Genomic DNA, 15,225 nt, shown 5'->3' on the forward strand with positions numbered 1-15,225 from the left:
CTGATTGCCCCTTTAGAGCTTTGCGCTGCAGTATTCTGATTTTGTTTATCAATCGCCGCGGCGGTTAGATTTATAATTATTATAGATTCATCTAGCAATTGTATTGCTCTTGATGACGCGCGTGGACGTCGGCACCGAGGGGGCTTGCCGCTTCACGAGTCGTCCATGCCTGCATCCACCCGCCACCACGCCCCCGCGCACCTCGCCGCTCTGCTCGTCGCCAGCACCGCACTGACGAGCCCGGCCCTCGCCCAACAGGCCAGCACGTCGCTGGAGACGATCACGGTCGAGTCCGGGGCAAAGCTGACCGAAGGGCCAGCCCTCGGCAACGGTGCCGTCACGAGCGGTGGCGGGGGCGGGCCGAGCGGGGTCGTCGGCTACACCGCGCAGATCAGCCCGACGGCGACCAAGACCAACACGCCGCTGATCGAGACCCCGCAATCGGTCACGGTGGTCACCCGCGAGCAATTGAACGACCGCAATGTCCAGACGGTCACCGAGGCGCTCGGCTACGTCGCCGGTGCCTCATCGAACGTGTTCGGCTTCGATCCTCGCTTCGATTCCTTCTACGTGCGCGGCTTCGACCTGACCTACAACGGAATCTTCCGCGACGGTCTGCGCCAGATCGGCTCCAGTCTGACGCTGCCGCGGATCGAGCCCTACGGATTGGAGGCCGCCACGATCCTGCGCGGCCCGGCCTCCGGCCTCTTCGGACTCGGCTCGCCCGGCGGCATCGTCGATGCGACGACCAAGCGCCCGCTCTTCACGCCCTTCGGCGAAGTGCAGTTCCAAGGCGGCAACTACAACCGCTTCCAGGGCAATTTCGATCTGGGCGGCCCGGTCGAGGGAAGCGACGGCACGATGGCCTACCGGATCACCGGCATCCGGCGGCAGGCCGACACCTTCCTACCCGGCGCCATCGACGACCGAACCTACATCGCTCCGGCTTTTACTTGGAAGCCCTCAGCCGATACCACTCTGACGTTCCTGGGCGAGTACCAAGAGAATAAGCTGCCTGGAAACCCGGCGTTCTTTAACGAAAACGGTCGGATCACCCGGCTCTATTCGGGCGATCCTGCGCTCACCGACTTCAAGCAGCGGCAGGGCCGGATCGGCTACGCCTTCGAGCATCGCTTCTCGCCCGATCTCGTGTTCCGTCAGAACGCCCGCTATTATGGCGTCGCCAATTCCTACGCCTATGTGCAGATCAATTCATTGAACGATGCGCGCACGCTGGCGAATCGAGGAACCGGCTTTCTGAAGGAACAATTGAACCAAGTCACGCTCGACAACCAGATCGAAGCCCATCTCGCGACCGGCCCGGTCCAGCACACGCTTCTCGCTGGCGTCGACTACGCGCATTACGACTTCAACACCCGCAGCGGATTTGGGGTCGCTCCGGATCTTGATCTTCTCACCCTGAATTACGGGCGCCAACCCATCACGGCACCACCGCTCGGCCCGCGCAACTTCCAGAGTCAGGATCAGGTCGGCGTCTATCTTCAAGATCAAGCCAAGCTCGACCGCTTCATCCTGACGCTGTCGGGACGGCACGATTGGGTGTTCCAAACCAACCGCGCGGAAGGAACCCCAGGGACTCAGCCCCAGGACGATCGAGCCTTCACGGGCCGCGCGGGTCTCAGCTACCTGCTCGCGCCCGGTCTCGTGCCCTATGCGAGTTATGCAACGACCTTCGCGCCGCAGATCGGTTTCGATGCCGCCAAACGCGCATTCAAGCCGACAACCGGCGATCAGATCGAAGCGGGCGTCAAGTATCTGATTCCGAACACGAACATTCAGGCGAACGTCGCCGGCTTCGACATCGTGCAGAGCAGCGTGCTGCGCACGGACCCGAACAATCTCACCGCGCAGATCGCGTCCGGTGCCGTGCGCTCGCGCGGCTTCGAGATGGAGTTGATCGCCAATTTCGCGCCCGGCACCAATCTGACGCTGGCCTACACCCATCTCGATCTGCGCTATCTGCGTCAGTCGACGCCGGATCCCAACGATTCGACGCGGCTGATCGATATCTCCGGCAACGCGCTCTCCGGCATCCCAGGCGACACGTTCTCGGCCTTCGGTACCTACCTGTTCCCGCCTGCCTCGCCGCTCGCCGGCCTGACCATCGGTGGCGGCACGCGCTTCACGACCCATAGCTTCGGGAACGAACTCAACACGTTCCGCAACCCGACGGTGACGCTGTTCGATGCGCTGGTGGCGTACGATTTTGCCGCGATCGACCCGAAATACAAAGGTTTCCGCGCGCAGATCAACGGCTATAACGTCCTCGATCGCAACTACTACAACTGCCAAGCTGGCTACTGCTATCGCGGCGCGCCGGCAACGGTGATCGGGAGCCTGATCTATCGCTGGTGAGACAAGCCGTCCTCTCAGGCCTCCGACCCAAGCCGCCCTCGACGGCGCCCTGCCGGAAGGCTTCGCCGTCTTCGCGGGCCGGCTGCGCCTCGATCCCGATCCGGAAGCGCGAACGCTGCCGGATCTGGCCGCGTGCGGCGCGCTGTCGGATGCGTTGGCGATCTTCGCCGACACGCATCCCGGGGGCGAGCGCCGGGCGGTGGCGTCGCTGTGGAGCGCCTATCTCTTCGCCGGATTGATCGCGCCGGGGCTCGCCGCCGGGGCGCGGCTCGGGCTGGCGCTGGCACCGGATCGCCTGCGCCTCGCCGCCGGGAACGGCTTGCCCGAAGCCTTCCACCTCGGGCCCGAACGTCCGCTCCCGGCCCCGCTGCCGATGCAGGTCGATCGATTGCTCGCCGAATGCGTCGCCCCGGCGGTGCGGCTCCTGCGCGCCGAGACCGGGCTGTCGGTGCGTCTCCTGTGGGAGAATGCGGGCGGCTACCTGTTCTGGACGCTCGGGACCCTGGCCCGCGAGACGCCGGAGCGGGCCGGCGAGGTGGAGGAAGCCTTGCGGGCGCTCCGCTGGCCGCAGGAGGCCTGCACCGCCCTGACCCTGATGCGCGCCGATGCCCTGGCCGGACTCGAGGCGCCGCGCCGCCGGGTCTGCTGCCTGCGCCACGCCCTGCCGGGGCATGGGAAATGCGCCGGTATCTGCCCGCTGCTGCGCGGGCAGGCGGGCGGCTGATCCGGCCCTCGAACCCGCTCGCTGCCGCGTCGACCGCCGGAGCGAGGCCCCGGCAGTCCTGGTGACGTCCGGTGCGGCGGCGATCCTGCGCCGCCGCCGGCTCAGGCGGTTCCGGCCTTCTTCTGCCGACGGCGGCGTGCCAGCATGTTGAGGCCCTCCACACCCGCCGAGAAGGCCATGGCGGTGTAGATGTAGCCCTTCGGCACATGCGCTCCGAAGCCCTCGGCGATCAGCGTCATGCCGATCATGATGAGGAAGCCCAGCGCCAGCATCACCACCGTCGGGTTCGCCGCGATGAAGCGCGAGAGCGGATCGGCGGCGATCAGCATCACGGTCACGGCGGTGACGACCGCGATCACCATGATCGGCACGTGCTCGGTCATGCCGACGGCGGTGATGATCGAGTCGATCGAGAAGACGAGGTCGAGCACGAGGATCTGGCCGATCGCCGCGGCGAAGCCGATGCTCGCCCCGCTTCCGGCCTTCTCCTCCGGGTTCGGATCGACGGTGTGATGGATCTCCTTGGTGGCCTTCCAGAGCAGGAACAGGCCGCCGGCGATCAGGATGAGGTCGCGCCAGGAGAAGCCCTTGCCGAACACCTCGAAGACCGGCTCGGTCAGGTGGACGATCCAGGCAACCGTGCCGAGGAGGGCCAGCCGCAGGATCAGCGCCAGCCCGATGCCGATGCGCCGGGCCTTGGCTTGGTTCTCGGGCGGCAGCTTGTTGGTCAGGATCGAGATGAAGATGAGGTTGTCGATCCCGAGCACCACCTCCATGACCACGAGGGTGGCGAGCGCCGCCCAGGCGGTCGGGTCGGCGGCGAGTTGCAGCAGGCTGTCCACGGTCGGTCCGTCCGGCGTCAGAGCTTGAAGGGAAGGGGAATGCGGTTCGCCCCCGTCTCGATCGGGGGCGCGAGCACGCGCACCGCCTTCGGCATCACCTTGAAGTGGGCCGGCGTCCAGGTGGTCAACTCGCCATCGGTGTTGACCGCCCGCGGCTTGCGGGTCGTGAGCTTGAGTTCGGTCGTCTCGAAGGCGCGCACGTCCTCGGCCTGTCCGTGGGTGCCGCGGCGCAGGGCCGGCAGCAGCGCCACCAGCCGCCACCAATGGTCGACCTCGAGGCTGTAGAAATCGAGCTTGCCGTCATCGACGGTGGCATCCTCCTGCACCGTCATGCCGCCGCCGTAATGGCGCCCGTTGCCGACCGAGGCCTGGATCGTGGTCACCTTCTCGGTGGTGCCGTCATGCTCGATCGTCACAGTGAAGGGCCGCGCGCGCCGCAGCAGCCGGAAGGCCGCGATGGCGTAGCCCACGGTGCCCCAGGTCTTCTTCGCCTCGGCGGTCAGCTCGCCGGCGAGGTCGGCGGAGAAGCCGATGCTCGCGACGTTGAAATAGTAATGCCCGTTGACCCAGCCGAGATCGATCGCCTTCTCCGGGGCCGTCGGGATGACCCGCGCCGCGGCTTCCGGCTCCAGGGGCAGGCCCAGGGAGCGGGCGAGGTCGTTGGCGGTGCCGAGGGGCAGGATGCCGAAGGGCAGCTTCGTCTCCACCAGCGCGGGCGCGGCGGCGTTCATCGTGCCGTCGCCGCCGCCCAGCACCACGAGATCGACCGAGGGCGCGTGGCGGGTGATGGTCTCGTGGCAGTCGCGGTTGTTCTCCGGCTCGACGAGATCGAGCCCACCCTCGCGCAGGATGTTCCGGATCGCGTCGAGGGATGCCCCGCCGCTGCGGGCCTTGCCGTTGACGAGCAGCAGGGCGCGGCGCGGTGTTCCGTCCGCCTGGCTCATGGCATGCCTCCCTGGGCTCGGGGGCGGAGGGCGAGTGGCAGATTGATCGCGGCCGGCAAGATCGTCTCGCACGCAGTCGCGCCGCGTCAGCGCTCGGGTCGCGAAGGGGTCCGACATCGCGACCGACGCCTCGGCCGCCAGAGGGGCCCGGACCCGTCTCTGGAGAGCCCACCGCGCCCTCGCTCCACCGAGGGGGAGCGGCGATCCGGTTGAAGGCTCCCGCCCAAGGTGGGAGGTTCCGGCGGGAGGGCAAGGGTTGGGGCAAAGGGTTCGGGGAGGAGGACCGGCATCCGGCAAGGGTCAAGGGTCGGCCGCCTTGTCCGATGCAAATCAGCAACGGTTCCGGAGAATGCGCCGACGGCAGCGCGGGACGGGAACCGCGCATGCGACGGGCCGCGTTCCTTCAGTTCGCGCCTGACCGATCGGTGATGCCATGCGCCCCCTCCTCGTTACGACCGCCCTGGCGGTCCTTGCCCTGTCGTCGCCGGTCGCCGCCCAGCAGGGACCGGGCTGGGTCGATCCTCCGGCCAAGGCAGCGGATGCGCCGGCCAAGCCGAAGTCTGAGCCGCAGCCGGTGACACGGTCGGAGACCCCTCCCTCGGCCTCGCCCCCTGCCGAGGCGACGGCCCCGTCCCGGCGCGAGACCCGCTCGGCGGCCACGGGCGACACCCCGGCCGCGCATCGCACCGCGCGCGGCACCCGCCGCGCGGGCGAGGAGCGGCAGGCCCGGCGGCAGGCGGCCCGGGAGGCGGCGGCCCGCGAGGCCGCGGGCCGGGCGCCGCGTTCGGCCCGCGTCGCGCCGCCGGTCTTCACGCCGCCGCGGGAGATGCAGGGCATGGCCCGCGCGGAACCGGATCCGCGCTTCTCCGAATGGGCCGGTTCGGCCCAGCGCCTGAGCGATGCCTATCTCGATAGCGTGTCGAGCCCCGGCGACGGGATGGCTGCGGCGGCGCCGCGCTTCTACGCCCCCCAGGTCCGCTTCCATGGACGCATGATGTCGCTCGCCGCGCTGATGGCGGAGAAGCGCCGCTTCGCCCGGCGCTGGCCGGAGCGGCGTTACGAGCCGCAGGGTGATCCGCGGGTTTCGTGCAATGCCGCAACCGCGACCTGCCTCGTGCGCACGATCCACGAGTTCACCGCCGAAAGCCCCGGCCGCGGCGCCCGCTCGCAGGGCGTGGGCGAATTGGTGCTGACGGTGAGCTTCGCGAGCGGGCGCCCGGTCATCGTCGAGGAGACGAGTAGGGTGCTGCGCCGCGGTGCCCTCAGCGCCTCGGTCGGCGGACGTGGCGGCGCCTGACCGGTACGGGGCAGCAGGGGCGTGGCACGGCGGCGGGCGATCCTCCAACCGGCGGTTCCCGCGGGGAAGGCGGCGCTTGGCTCCGCCCTGCGGTTCCGCCCGGCCCGCCCGATTGTGCTAGGAGGAGGCGCGAGACCGGGACCGGTCCGAGAAGCGGCCGGCGAGACGGAGTGACCCGCGCGTGAAGGGATCGGCAAAGGCCGCAGCGAGGAGCGGGGCGGAGATCGCATCTCCGCCCGAGATGCCGGTCTCGGAGGATGACCGCCGCATTCGTCAGATCATCCTGGCCGAACTCGACCGCCGCCGGGTCCGTCCGGTGGCGCGCCGCACGCTCGCCCTGATCGCCGAGGGCTTCGTCGAGCCCGCCGACGGGCTGCCCGGCTACCGCATCGTCGATCGCTCCGGCGCGGTCCGATTTCGGGGCGAGGGCGAAGGCGCTGGGGTGCCGCTCACCATCCACGACCTCGTCGACGAACTGGCCGAACAGCACCCGGCGCTGGTCCTGCCGGCCCTGCCGCCGCCGGAGCCTGCGGAGCCGCCGCGCGATCCGATCGCCGACGTGCGGGCGGCGGGCGCCCGCTTCGTCGAGACGCAATCCGCCCTGGCGCGCTCGCTGGCCAACACCTCGGCGGAGCGCAGCCGGGCCCTCGCGAGTGCCGCCAGCGAAACCGTCGAGGGCTGGCGCCACCGCTTGGCCGAGCGGTTCAGGGCCAAGGCTCGTCCGGCACCCGCCGCGCCGTCCCCCGTGGCATCGACGACGCCCGATTTCGCTGTTCCCTTGACGACCTCCTCGTCCGCCCCCCCGCCGGTCGGCGGGGCCGCGAACGGCGCCCGCTTCGGAACGGCCTTGGCCGGACCCGCTCTCGGCGGAGCCGCCTTGAGGAACCGTCTGAGTGGCGGCCTGCGCACCGCTTCCGTCCGGTCCCGCGAGACGGCGGTGCGGCTGCGCGACTGGGTGGATGACGGGCTGGCGGCGGGCAGCCGCCGGCCGGTGGTGCTCATGGGTTTGGGTGCCTTGGCGGGCGCGGCCTTGGTGGCCGCCCTCGTCCTGACCGGGCGGGAGGACGGCGTCGGCGAGACGCAGTCCGAGAGGCAGGCCTCGCGCAATGCCGCCCCGCAGGCACCCGCCGGAGAATCCGCGCCCGATGCCGCCCCGACGGACGCGGCTCCCAACGCTGCCGGAACGCCGCCCCCCGAGACGGAGCAGCGCCCTGCCGAGCCACCCCGCACCGCCAACGCCAACGCCGTCGTCGGCGCCGCCGAGGTGATCGACACCGCGACCCTGCGGGTCGGCGGCAAGCTCGTGCGGCTGTTCGGCGTCGAATGGGTGCGCGGCGGACAGGCCGACGAACTCGCGAAATACCTGCGCGGACGGCCCGTCACCTGCCTGCCGGCGGCGGGCAGCAGCGCCCATGTCTGCACCGTCGAGGGCCGCGACGTGTCGGAGGTCGTGCTGTTCAACGGCGGCGGCCGTGCCTCCTCGGAGGCCACGCCCGAACTCGTCGCCGCCGAGGATCATGCCCGCACCGAGCGGCTGGGCGTGTGGAAGCGGTGAGCCCGCGTTCCGGATCGGCCGGCGCCTGCGTCGGGAGGGCGACCGCCGCATAAACCGGGCAGCGGCCGCGCGGCCAGGCGCGGCGGCCCGGATACCGTCTGCCGGACGATGCTCTACACTGCACGCGGCGCACGATTCGCGCGGCGAACGGACAGACGGGAGCTCATGACCATCTCGCTCGGCCTGAGCGCCTTCGCCGTCGTCCTCGCCCTGCTCGTCGTCGTGACGCTCGCCATCGGGATCCGCACGATCCCACAGGGTCACGTGCACACCGTCGAGCGGTTCGGGCGCTACGACCGCTCGCTCGGCTCCGGGCTCGGCCTGATCATCCCCTATGTCGAGCGGATCGGCCGGCGGGTGAACATCATGGAGCAGGTCGTCGAGGTGCCGAGCCAGGAGGCCTTCACCCGGGACAATGCGGGCGTGCGGATCGACGCGGTGGTGTTCTATCAGGTCCTCGATGCCGCGCGCGCCTCCTACGAGGTCTCGAACCTTCAGATGGCGCTCCTGACCCTGACCATGACCAATATCCGCACCGTGGTCGGCTCGATGGATCTCGACCAGCTGCTGTCGCACCGGGACGAGATCAACGAGCGGCTGCTGCGGGTGCTCGACGCGGCCGCTGCGCCCTGGGGCGTCAAGATGAACCGCGTCGAGATCAAGGACATCCTGCCCCCCGCCGATCTCGCCGGTGCCATGGCCCGGCAGATGAAGGCCGAGCGCGAGAAGCGTGCCTCCGTGCTGGAGGCCGAAGGTCAGCGCCAGGCCGAGATCCTGCGCGCGGAAGGGCGCAAGCAATCGGCGATCCTGGAAGCGGAGGGGCGCCGCGAGGCCGCCTTTCGCGATGCCGAGGCGCGGGAGCGCGGGGCGGAGGCCGAGGCGAAGGCCACCGCCATGGTCAGCGAGGCGATCGCCAAGGGCGATCTCGCGGCCGCGAACTTTCTGGTCGCCGAGAAATATGTCGAGGCGATCCGCGCGCTGGCGACGGCGCCGAACCAGCGCGTCGTCGTGGTGCCGATCGAGGCGGCGGGGCTCGCGGGCACCCTCGGCGGGATCGCCGAGATCACCCGCTCGGTCTTCGGAGAGGGCGGAAGCGGCGGGGCGGGCCGCGGCGGGCTGCCGCCGCGCGTCCCCGCCACCCCGTCCGCTCCCCCGAAGGTCTGATCCGTGGCGGCTCTCGACGCGCTCGGGCCCGCCTGGATCTGGATCATCGCCGGGCTGCTGCTCGTGGGTGGCGAACTCGCCCTGCCCGGCGTCTTCCTCGTCTGGCTCGGCCTCGCCGCCGGATTGACCGGATTGGCGGAGGCTGCCTTCGGGCTGCCCTGGCAGGGGCAGCTGCTGCTGTTCTCGGTGCTCGCCGTCGCCGCCGTGGTGCTGGCGAGCCGCCTCAACCGGCAGCGGGCGCCGATGCTGAATCTGGGAGCCCACCGCCTGATCGGCCGCAGCTTCCGGCTGGAGAACGGCATCGTCGCGGGCGAAGGGCGCGTCCGCCTCGACGACACCCTCTGGCGCCTCGCCGGACCGGACCTGCCCGCCGGAACACAGGTCCGGGTGTCCGGCGTCGAGGGGACGGTGCTGCGGGTGGAATCCGTCCGGCAGAAGGAGGAAACCGTGGGCTCCCGAGGCTCGTGAAAGCCGTCCCAATCGGATTCTCCGACCAAACTCCCTCATCCTGAGGCGCCGGAGCGAAGCGGAGGCCTCGAAGGAGGGCTCCAGCTGACGCGCGATCCCTGAAGCCCTCCTTCGAGGCTCCGCCTTCGGCGAAGCACCTCAGGATGAGGACGAGGATGGGAGAAATTGCCGGATCGAGATGGTCGACGCCCGCTGATCGGGATGTTCAGCGGATGAGGTTGCTCTTCGCGAGATCGAGGATGGCGTCGCCCCGTCCGTTCATCACCGCCTGCAGCGCGTAGAGACTGAAGCCCTTCACCTGCTCGGCCTGAAGCTTCGGCGGCATGGCGAGCTCCTGCCGGTTCGTCACGACATCGAGGAGCGCCGGGCCGGGATGGGCGAGCATATCCCGGATCGCGCCCTCCAGATCGCCCGGATCCTCCACCCGCCGGGCATGGATGCCCACGGAACGGGCGAGCGCGGAGAAGTCCGGGTTCTGCAGTTCGACACCGGTCTCGAGATAGCCTGCGGCCTTCATCTCCAGCTCGACGAAGCCGAGCGTGCCGTTGTTGAAGATCACCACCTTCACCGGCAGCTTCTCCTGCGTGAGGGTGAGGATGTCGCCCATCAGCATGGCGAAGCCGCCGTCGCCCGAGAGCGAGATCACCTGCCGGCCCGGGCTCGCCGCCTGGATGCCGATGGCGTGCGGCAGGGCGTTGGCCATCGAGCCGTGCGCCCAGGAGCCGATCAGCCGCCGCCCAGCCGTCATGGCGAGGTAGCGCGCCGCCCAGACGGTGGGCGTGCCGACATCGGCCGTGAACACCGCGTCGTCCGTCGCCGCCTCGCTGAGGAGCCGGGTCAGGTATTGCGGATGGATCGGCCGGCGGCCGGGCTTGCCGGTGGCGAGATCGTCCAGCCCTTCGCGGGCCTTGACGTAGTGCTTCAGGCTGGCGTCGAGGTGGCGGGTGCTGTCGTTGCCCGACAGAAGCGGCAGCAGTGCCTCGATGGTCGCCGCCACGTCGCCGACGAGGCCGAGTTCGAGGCGGCAGCGTCGCCCGAGATTCTCCGGGCGGATGTCGATCTGCGCGATGCGGGCATGCTCGGGATAGAATTGCCGGTAGGGGAAATCGGTGCCCAGCATCAGCAGGGTCTCGCAGGCCTCCATGGCCGCGTAGCCCGAGGAGAAGCCGATCAGCCCGGTCATGCCGACATCGTAGGGGTTGTCGTGCTCGACATGCTCCTTGCCGCCCAGCGCGTGGACGATCGGGCTCTTCAGGCGCTCGGCCAGCCGCATCAGGGGGGCATGCGCCCCGGCGCAGCCGCGCCCGCACAGCAGCGTGATCTTCTTCGAGTTGTTGAGGAGCTCGGCCAAACGCTCGAGCTCGTCGGCCTGCGGCACGACGATCGGCGCGCGCGGCCGCAGCGTCGAGGCCGCCGCCAGCGTCCGCTCGGGCGCGGGCTTGAGCGCGACGGTGCCGGGGATGACGATGACGGCGACGCCCCGCTGCCCGACCGCACTGCGGATCGCGGCCTCCAGCACGTTGGGGAGTTGCGCCGGATCGGAGACCAGCTCGCAGAAATGGCTGCAATCGCGGAACAGCTGCTCGGGCCGCGTTTCCTGGAAGTAGTTCAGGCCGATCTCGGAGGACGGGATATGTGCGGCGATCGCCAGGACCGGCGTGCGGGTGCGGTGGGCGTCGTACAGGCCGTTGATGAGGTGGAGGTTGCCCGGTCCGCAGGAGCCGGCGCAGACCGCGAGCTCGCCGGTGACCTGCGCCTCGCCCGCGGCGGCGAAGGCCGCGACCTCCTCGTGGCGGACATGGACCCACTCGATCACGTCGCGCGCCCGGATCGCCTCGGTGATGCCGTTGAGGCTGTCGCCGACGAGCCCGTAGATCCGCCGCACGCCCGCCAGCTGGAGCGTCTCGACGATGAGGTCGGATACGTTGTCGGAGGCCATGCGCCGTCTCCCCGGTGACCGCGGGCAATCGATGCGGGCCAACGTCGGCGCGGGGCGATGGTTCGCGCCTTACGCGAATTTCACAAAGGATGCAGGATGTTGCTGGTCGTCAGAGAACGACTCGCGGCCGTACTTGTCTGCCGTGATGCGCGTCCGTTCCTGGGTGGGCTCCGATCCGGATCTCCGCCGTCAGTCAAACCCCCTCGACGGTGCTGATCCGCTCGAAAGCGGCGGGGCCGAGAAAAGCGCCTGACGCCGATCCCGACCCATTCCGTTTGTGGCTCTTGCTCGTGCGGCGCGGATAGCGCCGCCTCAGGTGTTCATCGAGTCGAAGAAGTCGCTGTTGCTCTTGGTCTGGCGCAGCTTGTCCATGAGGAACTCGATCGCGTCGGTGACGCCCATCGGGTTGAGGATGCGGCGCAGCACGTAGGTCTTCTTGAGCGCATCCGGCGGCACCAGCAGCTCCTCCTTGCGGGTGCCGGAGCGGGTGATGTCGATGGCCGGGAAGATGCGCTTGTCCGAGACCTTGCGGTCCAGAATGATCTCGGAGTTGCCGGTGCCCTTGAACTCCTCGAAGATCACCTCGTCCATGCGCGAGCCGGTATCGATGAGCGCGGTGGCGATGATGGAGAGCGAGCCGCCCTCCTCGATGTTGCGGGCCGCGCCGAAGAAGCGCTTGGGCCGCTGCAGGGCGTTCGCGTCGACGCCGCCGGTCAGCACCTTGCCGGAGGACGGCACCACCGTGTTGTAGGCCCGGCCCAGGCGGGTGATCGAGTCGAGGAGGATCACCACGTCGCGGCCGTGCTCGACGAGGCGCTTGGCCTTCTCGATCACCATCTCGGCGACCTGCACGTGACGGGTGGCCGGCTCGTCGAAGGTCGAGGCGATCACCTCGCCCTTCACCGAGCGGATCATGTCGGTCACCTCTTCCGGGCGCTCGTCGATGAGCAGCACGATGAGGTAGCATTCGGGGTGGTTCAGGGTGATCGACTGCGCGATGTTCTGCATCAGCACAGTCTTGCCGGTGCGCGGCGGCGCCACGATCAGGGCGCGCTGGCCCTTACCGATCGGCGAGACGATGTCGATGATGCGGGGGCTGAAATCCTTCTTGGTCGGGTTGTCCAGCTCGAGCTTGAACCGCTTGGTGGGGAAGAGCGGCGTCAGGTTGTCGAAATGGACCTTGTGCTTGATCTTCTCCGGGTTCTCGAAGTTGATCGTGTTGACCTTGATCAGGGCGAAGTAGCGCTCGCCGTCCTTGGGTCCGCGGATCGGGCCCTCGACGGTGTCGCCGGTGCGCAGGCCGAAGCGGCGGATCTGGGTCGGCGAGATGTAGATGTCGTCCGGGCCCGGCAGGTAGTTCGAATCGTTCGAGCGCAGGAAGCCGAAGCCGTCCTGCAGCACCTCGACGGTGCCCGCACCGATGATCTCGGTCTCGTTGGCCGCGAGCTGCTTGAGGATCGCGAACATCAGCTCCTGCTTGCGCATGGTCGAGGCGTTCTCGACCTCGACCTCCTCGGCGAAGGCGATGAGCTCGGTCGGCGACTTGGACTTGAGATCCTGCAGGCGCACCTCGCGCCGCACCGCGGCCTCGACGGCCACGGGGCCGTCCTCGGACGGGGCATCGACGGGGGCGAGAGCGTCGTTCTGTGACGTCATGTGGGGGGATGCAACCAACGAAGGCGGGGGAAGGATCGGCCGGTCGGAAAGCAGGGCTAGGCGCCGGGGAGACGCCCCAGGTCCGGCGCGTCTGCGAGCGCAGCGGTCCGGCCCACGCATCGGTTCCTCTTGGCTTGGAAGAAGCCCCAGGGATGCGACACGGCTGCAATTGGAAAGCAGTCGTCCTTATCGCGTTTCGCGGGGCGGCTCAAGGGGTGCCGGGTAGCGAATGTCCCGCGCGCAGGTTCCAAGCAGCCGGGTAGGCGGTGGGACGAGCCATCTCAGCGCCGTCGCAGCCGCACGTAGAGCGCGCCCGCGCCGCCATGGTGGCGGGCGGCCTCCTCGAAGCCGAGGACGAGGCCGCGCAATTCCGGACCGCGCAGCCAGTGGGGCACGCTCCGGCGCAGCACGCCGCGCTCGGAGAAGCCCGCATCGGAGAAGGCCTCTCCTCCCTTGCCGGTGACGACGAGGACGCGAGCATGCCCGGCCGCCCGGGCCCGCATCAGGAAGCCGACGAGGGCGGCATGCGCCTCCGCCTGATAGAGCCCGTGCAGGTCGATGCGCGCCTCGATCGTCAGGGTGCCGCGCTCCAGGCCGCGGCGCTCCTTGCGCTCCAGCCCCGGCGGAGGCGCAGCCGCGGGAGGCCGCGCGGCCGCGGGCCGACCGGCGGGAAGGCCGGCGAGATCGCCGAGCTTCACCGGCCGCTTGGCGGCGGGCGGGGTCGCCTGGGCCGCGGGCCGCACCGTCGGCGGCACCGCGGCGGCGGGATCGGGTTTGGCGAGGCCCGGCTTCGTGGGGCTCGGCTTGGGGGTGGCGGGCCGAGGGGTGGCAGGCTTGGCGGGAGCAGACTTGGCGGGGGTAGATTTGGCGGCGGCTGATTTTGCGAGAGAGGGATCGGCGAGAGCCGGCGTCACGGGTGCCACCGCGTCCGGCCCGGCCTCGGGCGCCGGCTTCTTCGGCCGTGCCCGCGCCCGCAGGGGCGTGATCAGCTTGGCGATCTCACCCCACAGATAGGCCTCCTCGCGAGAGAGCGAGCGCCGCCGTGGCGGCCTCATGGCCGGGGCTCCGCGATCGCCGGCGTCGCTCCGGGTTTCGGCAGGAGCACCACGAAGCCCATGCGGTCATGCAGGTCGCCCGCGGCGATTCCGGCCTTGGCACCGGTGCCGACATAGAGGTCTCCGCGCGCCGGGCCGACGATGGCCGAACCGGTATCGGCAGCGATCACGAGATGCCCGCGGCCGGGCTGACCCGGCAGCTTGCCCTCGAGGAAGAACGGTAGGCCGTAGCGCCACAGAGTGCCGTCCACCGCCACGCTGCGGCCGGGGCTCAGGGGCGCGCCGGCGGCGCCGGGGGGCCCGAGGCGGGCATCCTCCACCGGCTCGACCCGGAAGAAGACGTAGGACGCGTTCTTCCGCATCAGCCGGCGGGCATGGTCGGGGTTGGCCCGCAGCCACGTCGTCCAGCGCTCCAGGCTCAACCCGTTGAGCGGCAAGTGCCCTTCCGCCACGAGCAGCTTGCCGATGGAGGTGTAGGGCTGTCCGTTCTTGCCGTCGTAGAGCACGCGCACGGAGCGCCCGTCGGGCAGGCGGGCCCGCCCGGAGCCCTGCACCTGCAACACGAACAGATCGACCGCGTCGCGCAGCCACAGCACGGGCTTGGTGCGGGCCGCGATGGCGCCGTCCTCGATGGCCGCGCGGTCGGGATAGGGCTCGAGCCCGGTCGCCGTGCGGCGGCCCGCCTTGTAGATCGCATCGAGCCCCGGCGTGGTCTCGCCGGGCGCCAGCGTCACGAGGTCGTCCGGGCGCGCCAGCACGGGCGCGGTGTATCCGGGACCGGGCTCGAGCGAGCCCACCAGCTCCGGCTCGAAATACCCGGTCAGGAAGCCCAGGCGCCGTTCGGGCTCGGCGCCGGAGGCCGGCCGCACGATCCGGTAGGCCGAGAACCGCGCCTCGAAGAACGCCTTGGCCTTGTCCGCGGGCAGGTCGGCCGCCGCCGCGCAGGCGGCGGCGAGGTCGGCCGGGTCGCCGGTGACGTTCGTGGCCTGGGGCGGGTTCGGCCCCGGCGCGGCGCAGGTACGGCGGAAGGCGTCGAGAGCGGCCGCCGCATCGTCCTCGCGCCAGCCGGCAAGGGCGGAGAACGCTACCGGCTCCAGTACCCCGTCGCCCACGCGCGGCGGTGCCTCCGCGCGGGCGAGCGGAACGGAAAGGGCCGCAGCGACGAAGACCGCTGCGGCCCGAGGGAGAACGTGTCGGAACGACAT

General features: G+C 70.1%; 12 protein-coding genes. 6 read left to right on the forward strand and 6 right to left on the reverse strand.

Annotated features, from left to right (window positions below; all coding sequences use genetic code 11):
• Positions 1–165 precede the first annotated feature (165 nt).
• Both MFF26_RS02925 and fhuF read left to right on the forward strand, forming a co-directional pair.
• Positions 166–2,376, forward strand: a complete 2,211-nt coding sequence (locus tag MFF26_RS02925) for a TonB-dependent siderophore receptor (protein WP_137830439.1) — start codon at positions 166–168, stop codon at positions 2,374–2,376.
• Positions 2,377–2,530: 154 nt separating this feature from the next.
• Entirely contained in the window at positions 2,531–3,100 is a 570-nt protein-coding gene (gene fhuF / locus MFF26_RS02930; RefSeq protein ID WP_171015515.1) for a siderophore-iron reductase FhuF, read from the forward strand.
• A gap of 101 nt (positions 3,101–3,201) precedes the next feature.
• Here fhuF and MFF26_RS02935 read toward each other — a convergent pair whose 3' ends face one another.
• Both MFF26_RS02935 and MFF26_RS02940 read right to left on the reverse strand, forming a co-directional pair.
• Entirely contained in the window at positions 3,202–3,942 is a 741-nt protein-coding gene (locus tag MFF26_RS02935; protein ID WP_137830437.1) for a TerC family protein, read from the reverse strand.
• 17 nt (positions 3,943–3,959) lie between these two features.
• Complete coding sequence (locus tag MFF26_RS02940; protein WP_137830436.1) at positions 3,960–4,886, reverse strand: lipid kinase; 927 nt, start codon at positions 4,884–4,886, stop codon at positions 3,960–3,962.
• A 433-nt stretch (positions 4,887–5,319) separates the two neighbouring features.
• Here MFF26_RS02940 and MFF26_RS02945 point away from each other — a divergent pair, with 433 nt between their 5' ends.
• The 4 genes from MFF26_RS02945 (at position 5,320) to MFF26_RS02960 (ending at position 9,370) form a co-directional block, all read left to right on the forward strand.
• Positions 5,320–6,183: a hypothetical protein gene (locus MFF26_RS02945; protein ID WP_137830435.1), complete on the forward strand. Its 864-nt coding sequence runs from the start codon at positions 5,320–5,322 to the stop codon at positions 6,181–6,183.
• A 181-nt stretch (positions 6,184–6,364) separates the two neighbouring features.
• Positions 6,365–7,738 carry a thermonuclease family protein gene (locus MFF26_RS02950; protein ID WP_137830434.1) on the forward strand — a complete coding sequence of 458 codons (1,374 nt, stop codon included), beginning with the start codon at positions 6,365–6,367 and terminating at the stop codon, positions 7,736–7,738.
• A gap of 165 nt (positions 7,739–7,903) precedes the next feature.
• On the forward strand, positions 7,904–8,902 hold the full coding sequence (locus tag MFF26_RS02955; protein WP_137830433.1) for an SPFH domain-containing protein: 999 nt from the start codon (positions 7,904–7,906) through the stop codon (positions 8,900–8,902).
• Between the two features lie 3 nt (positions 8,903–8,905).
• Positions 8,906–9,370, forward strand: a complete 465-nt coding sequence (locus tag MFF26_RS02960; RefSeq protein WP_137830432.1) for an NfeD family protein — start codon at positions 8,906–8,908, stop codon at positions 9,368–9,370.
• 205 nt (positions 9,371–9,575) lie between these two features.
• Here MFF26_RS02960 and poxB read toward each other — a convergent pair whose 3' ends face one another.
• The 4 genes from poxB to mltA all read right to left on the reverse strand — a co-directional run bounded on the left by poxB (position 9,576) and on the right by mltA (position 15,225).
• On the reverse strand, positions 9,576–11,309 hold the full coding sequence (poxB, locus tag MFF26_RS02965; protein ID WP_137830431.1) for a ubiquinone-dependent pyruvate dehydrogenase: 1,734 nt from the start codon (positions 11,307–11,309) through the stop codon (positions 9,576–9,578).
• Positions 11,310–11,621: 312 nt separating this feature from the next.
• A complete protein-coding gene (gene rho, locus MFF26_RS02970; protein WP_137830430.1) occupies positions 11,622–12,965 on the reverse strand; it encodes a transcription termination factor Rho in 1,344 nt (447 codons plus the stop codon).
• A 281-nt stretch (positions 12,966–13,246) separates the two neighbouring features.
• Positions 13,247–14,020, reverse strand: a complete 774-nt coding sequence (locus MFF26_RS02975; protein ID WP_238307436.1) for a Smr/MutS family protein — start codon at positions 14,018–14,020, stop codon at positions 13,247–13,249.
• Positions 14,017–15,225 (reverse strand): murein transglycosylase A, encoded by a 1,209-nt coding sequence (gene mltA, locus MFF26_RS02980; RefSeq protein ID WP_137831647.1) that lies wholly within the window; start codon positions 15,223–15,225, stop codon positions 14,017–14,019. Before mltA ends, MFF26_RS02975 begins: the two co-directional genes overlap by 4 nt.

The organism is Methylorubrum suomiense, assembly GCF_022179765.1.
In the GTDB taxonomy this organism is placed as follows: Bacteria; Pseudomonadota; Alphaproteobacteria; order Rhizobiales; family Beijerinckiaceae; genus Methylobacterium; species Methylobacterium suomiense.

Bases quoted from the DNA above. Each gene is read 5' to 3' on its own strand.
- MFF26_RS02945 (WP_137830435.1), top strand. From the start codon at position 5,320: ATGCGCCCCCTCCTCGTTACGACCGCCCTGGCGGTCCTTGCCCTGTCG.
- poxB (WP_137830431.1), bottom strand. From the start codon at position 11,309: ATGGCCTCCGACAACGTATCCGACCTCATCGTCGAGACGCTCCAGCTG.
- MFF26_RS02925 (WP_137830439.1), top strand. From the start codon at position 166: ATGCCTGCATCCACCCGCCACCACGCCCCCGCGCACCTCGCCGCTCTG.
- rho (WP_137830430.1), bottom strand. From the start codon at position 12,965: ATGACGTCACAGAACGACGCTCTCGCCCCCGTCGATGCCCCGTCCGAG.
- MFF26_RS02955 (WP_137830433.1), top strand. From the start codon at position 7,904: ATGACCATCTCGCTCGGCCTGAGCGCCTTCGCCGTCGTCCTCGCCCTG.
- mltA (WP_137831647.1), bottom strand. From the start codon at position 15,225: ATGTCGTTCCGACACGTTCTCCCTCGGGCCGCAGCGGTCTTCGTCGCT.
- MFF26_RS02975 (WP_238307436.1), bottom strand. From the start codon at position 14,020: ATGAGGCCGCCACGGCGGCGCTCGCTCTCTCGCGAGGAGGCCTATCTG.
- MFF26_RS02940 (WP_137830436.1), bottom strand. From the start codon at position 4,886: ATGAGCCAGGCGGACGGAACACCGCGCCGCGCCCTGCTGCTCGTCAAC.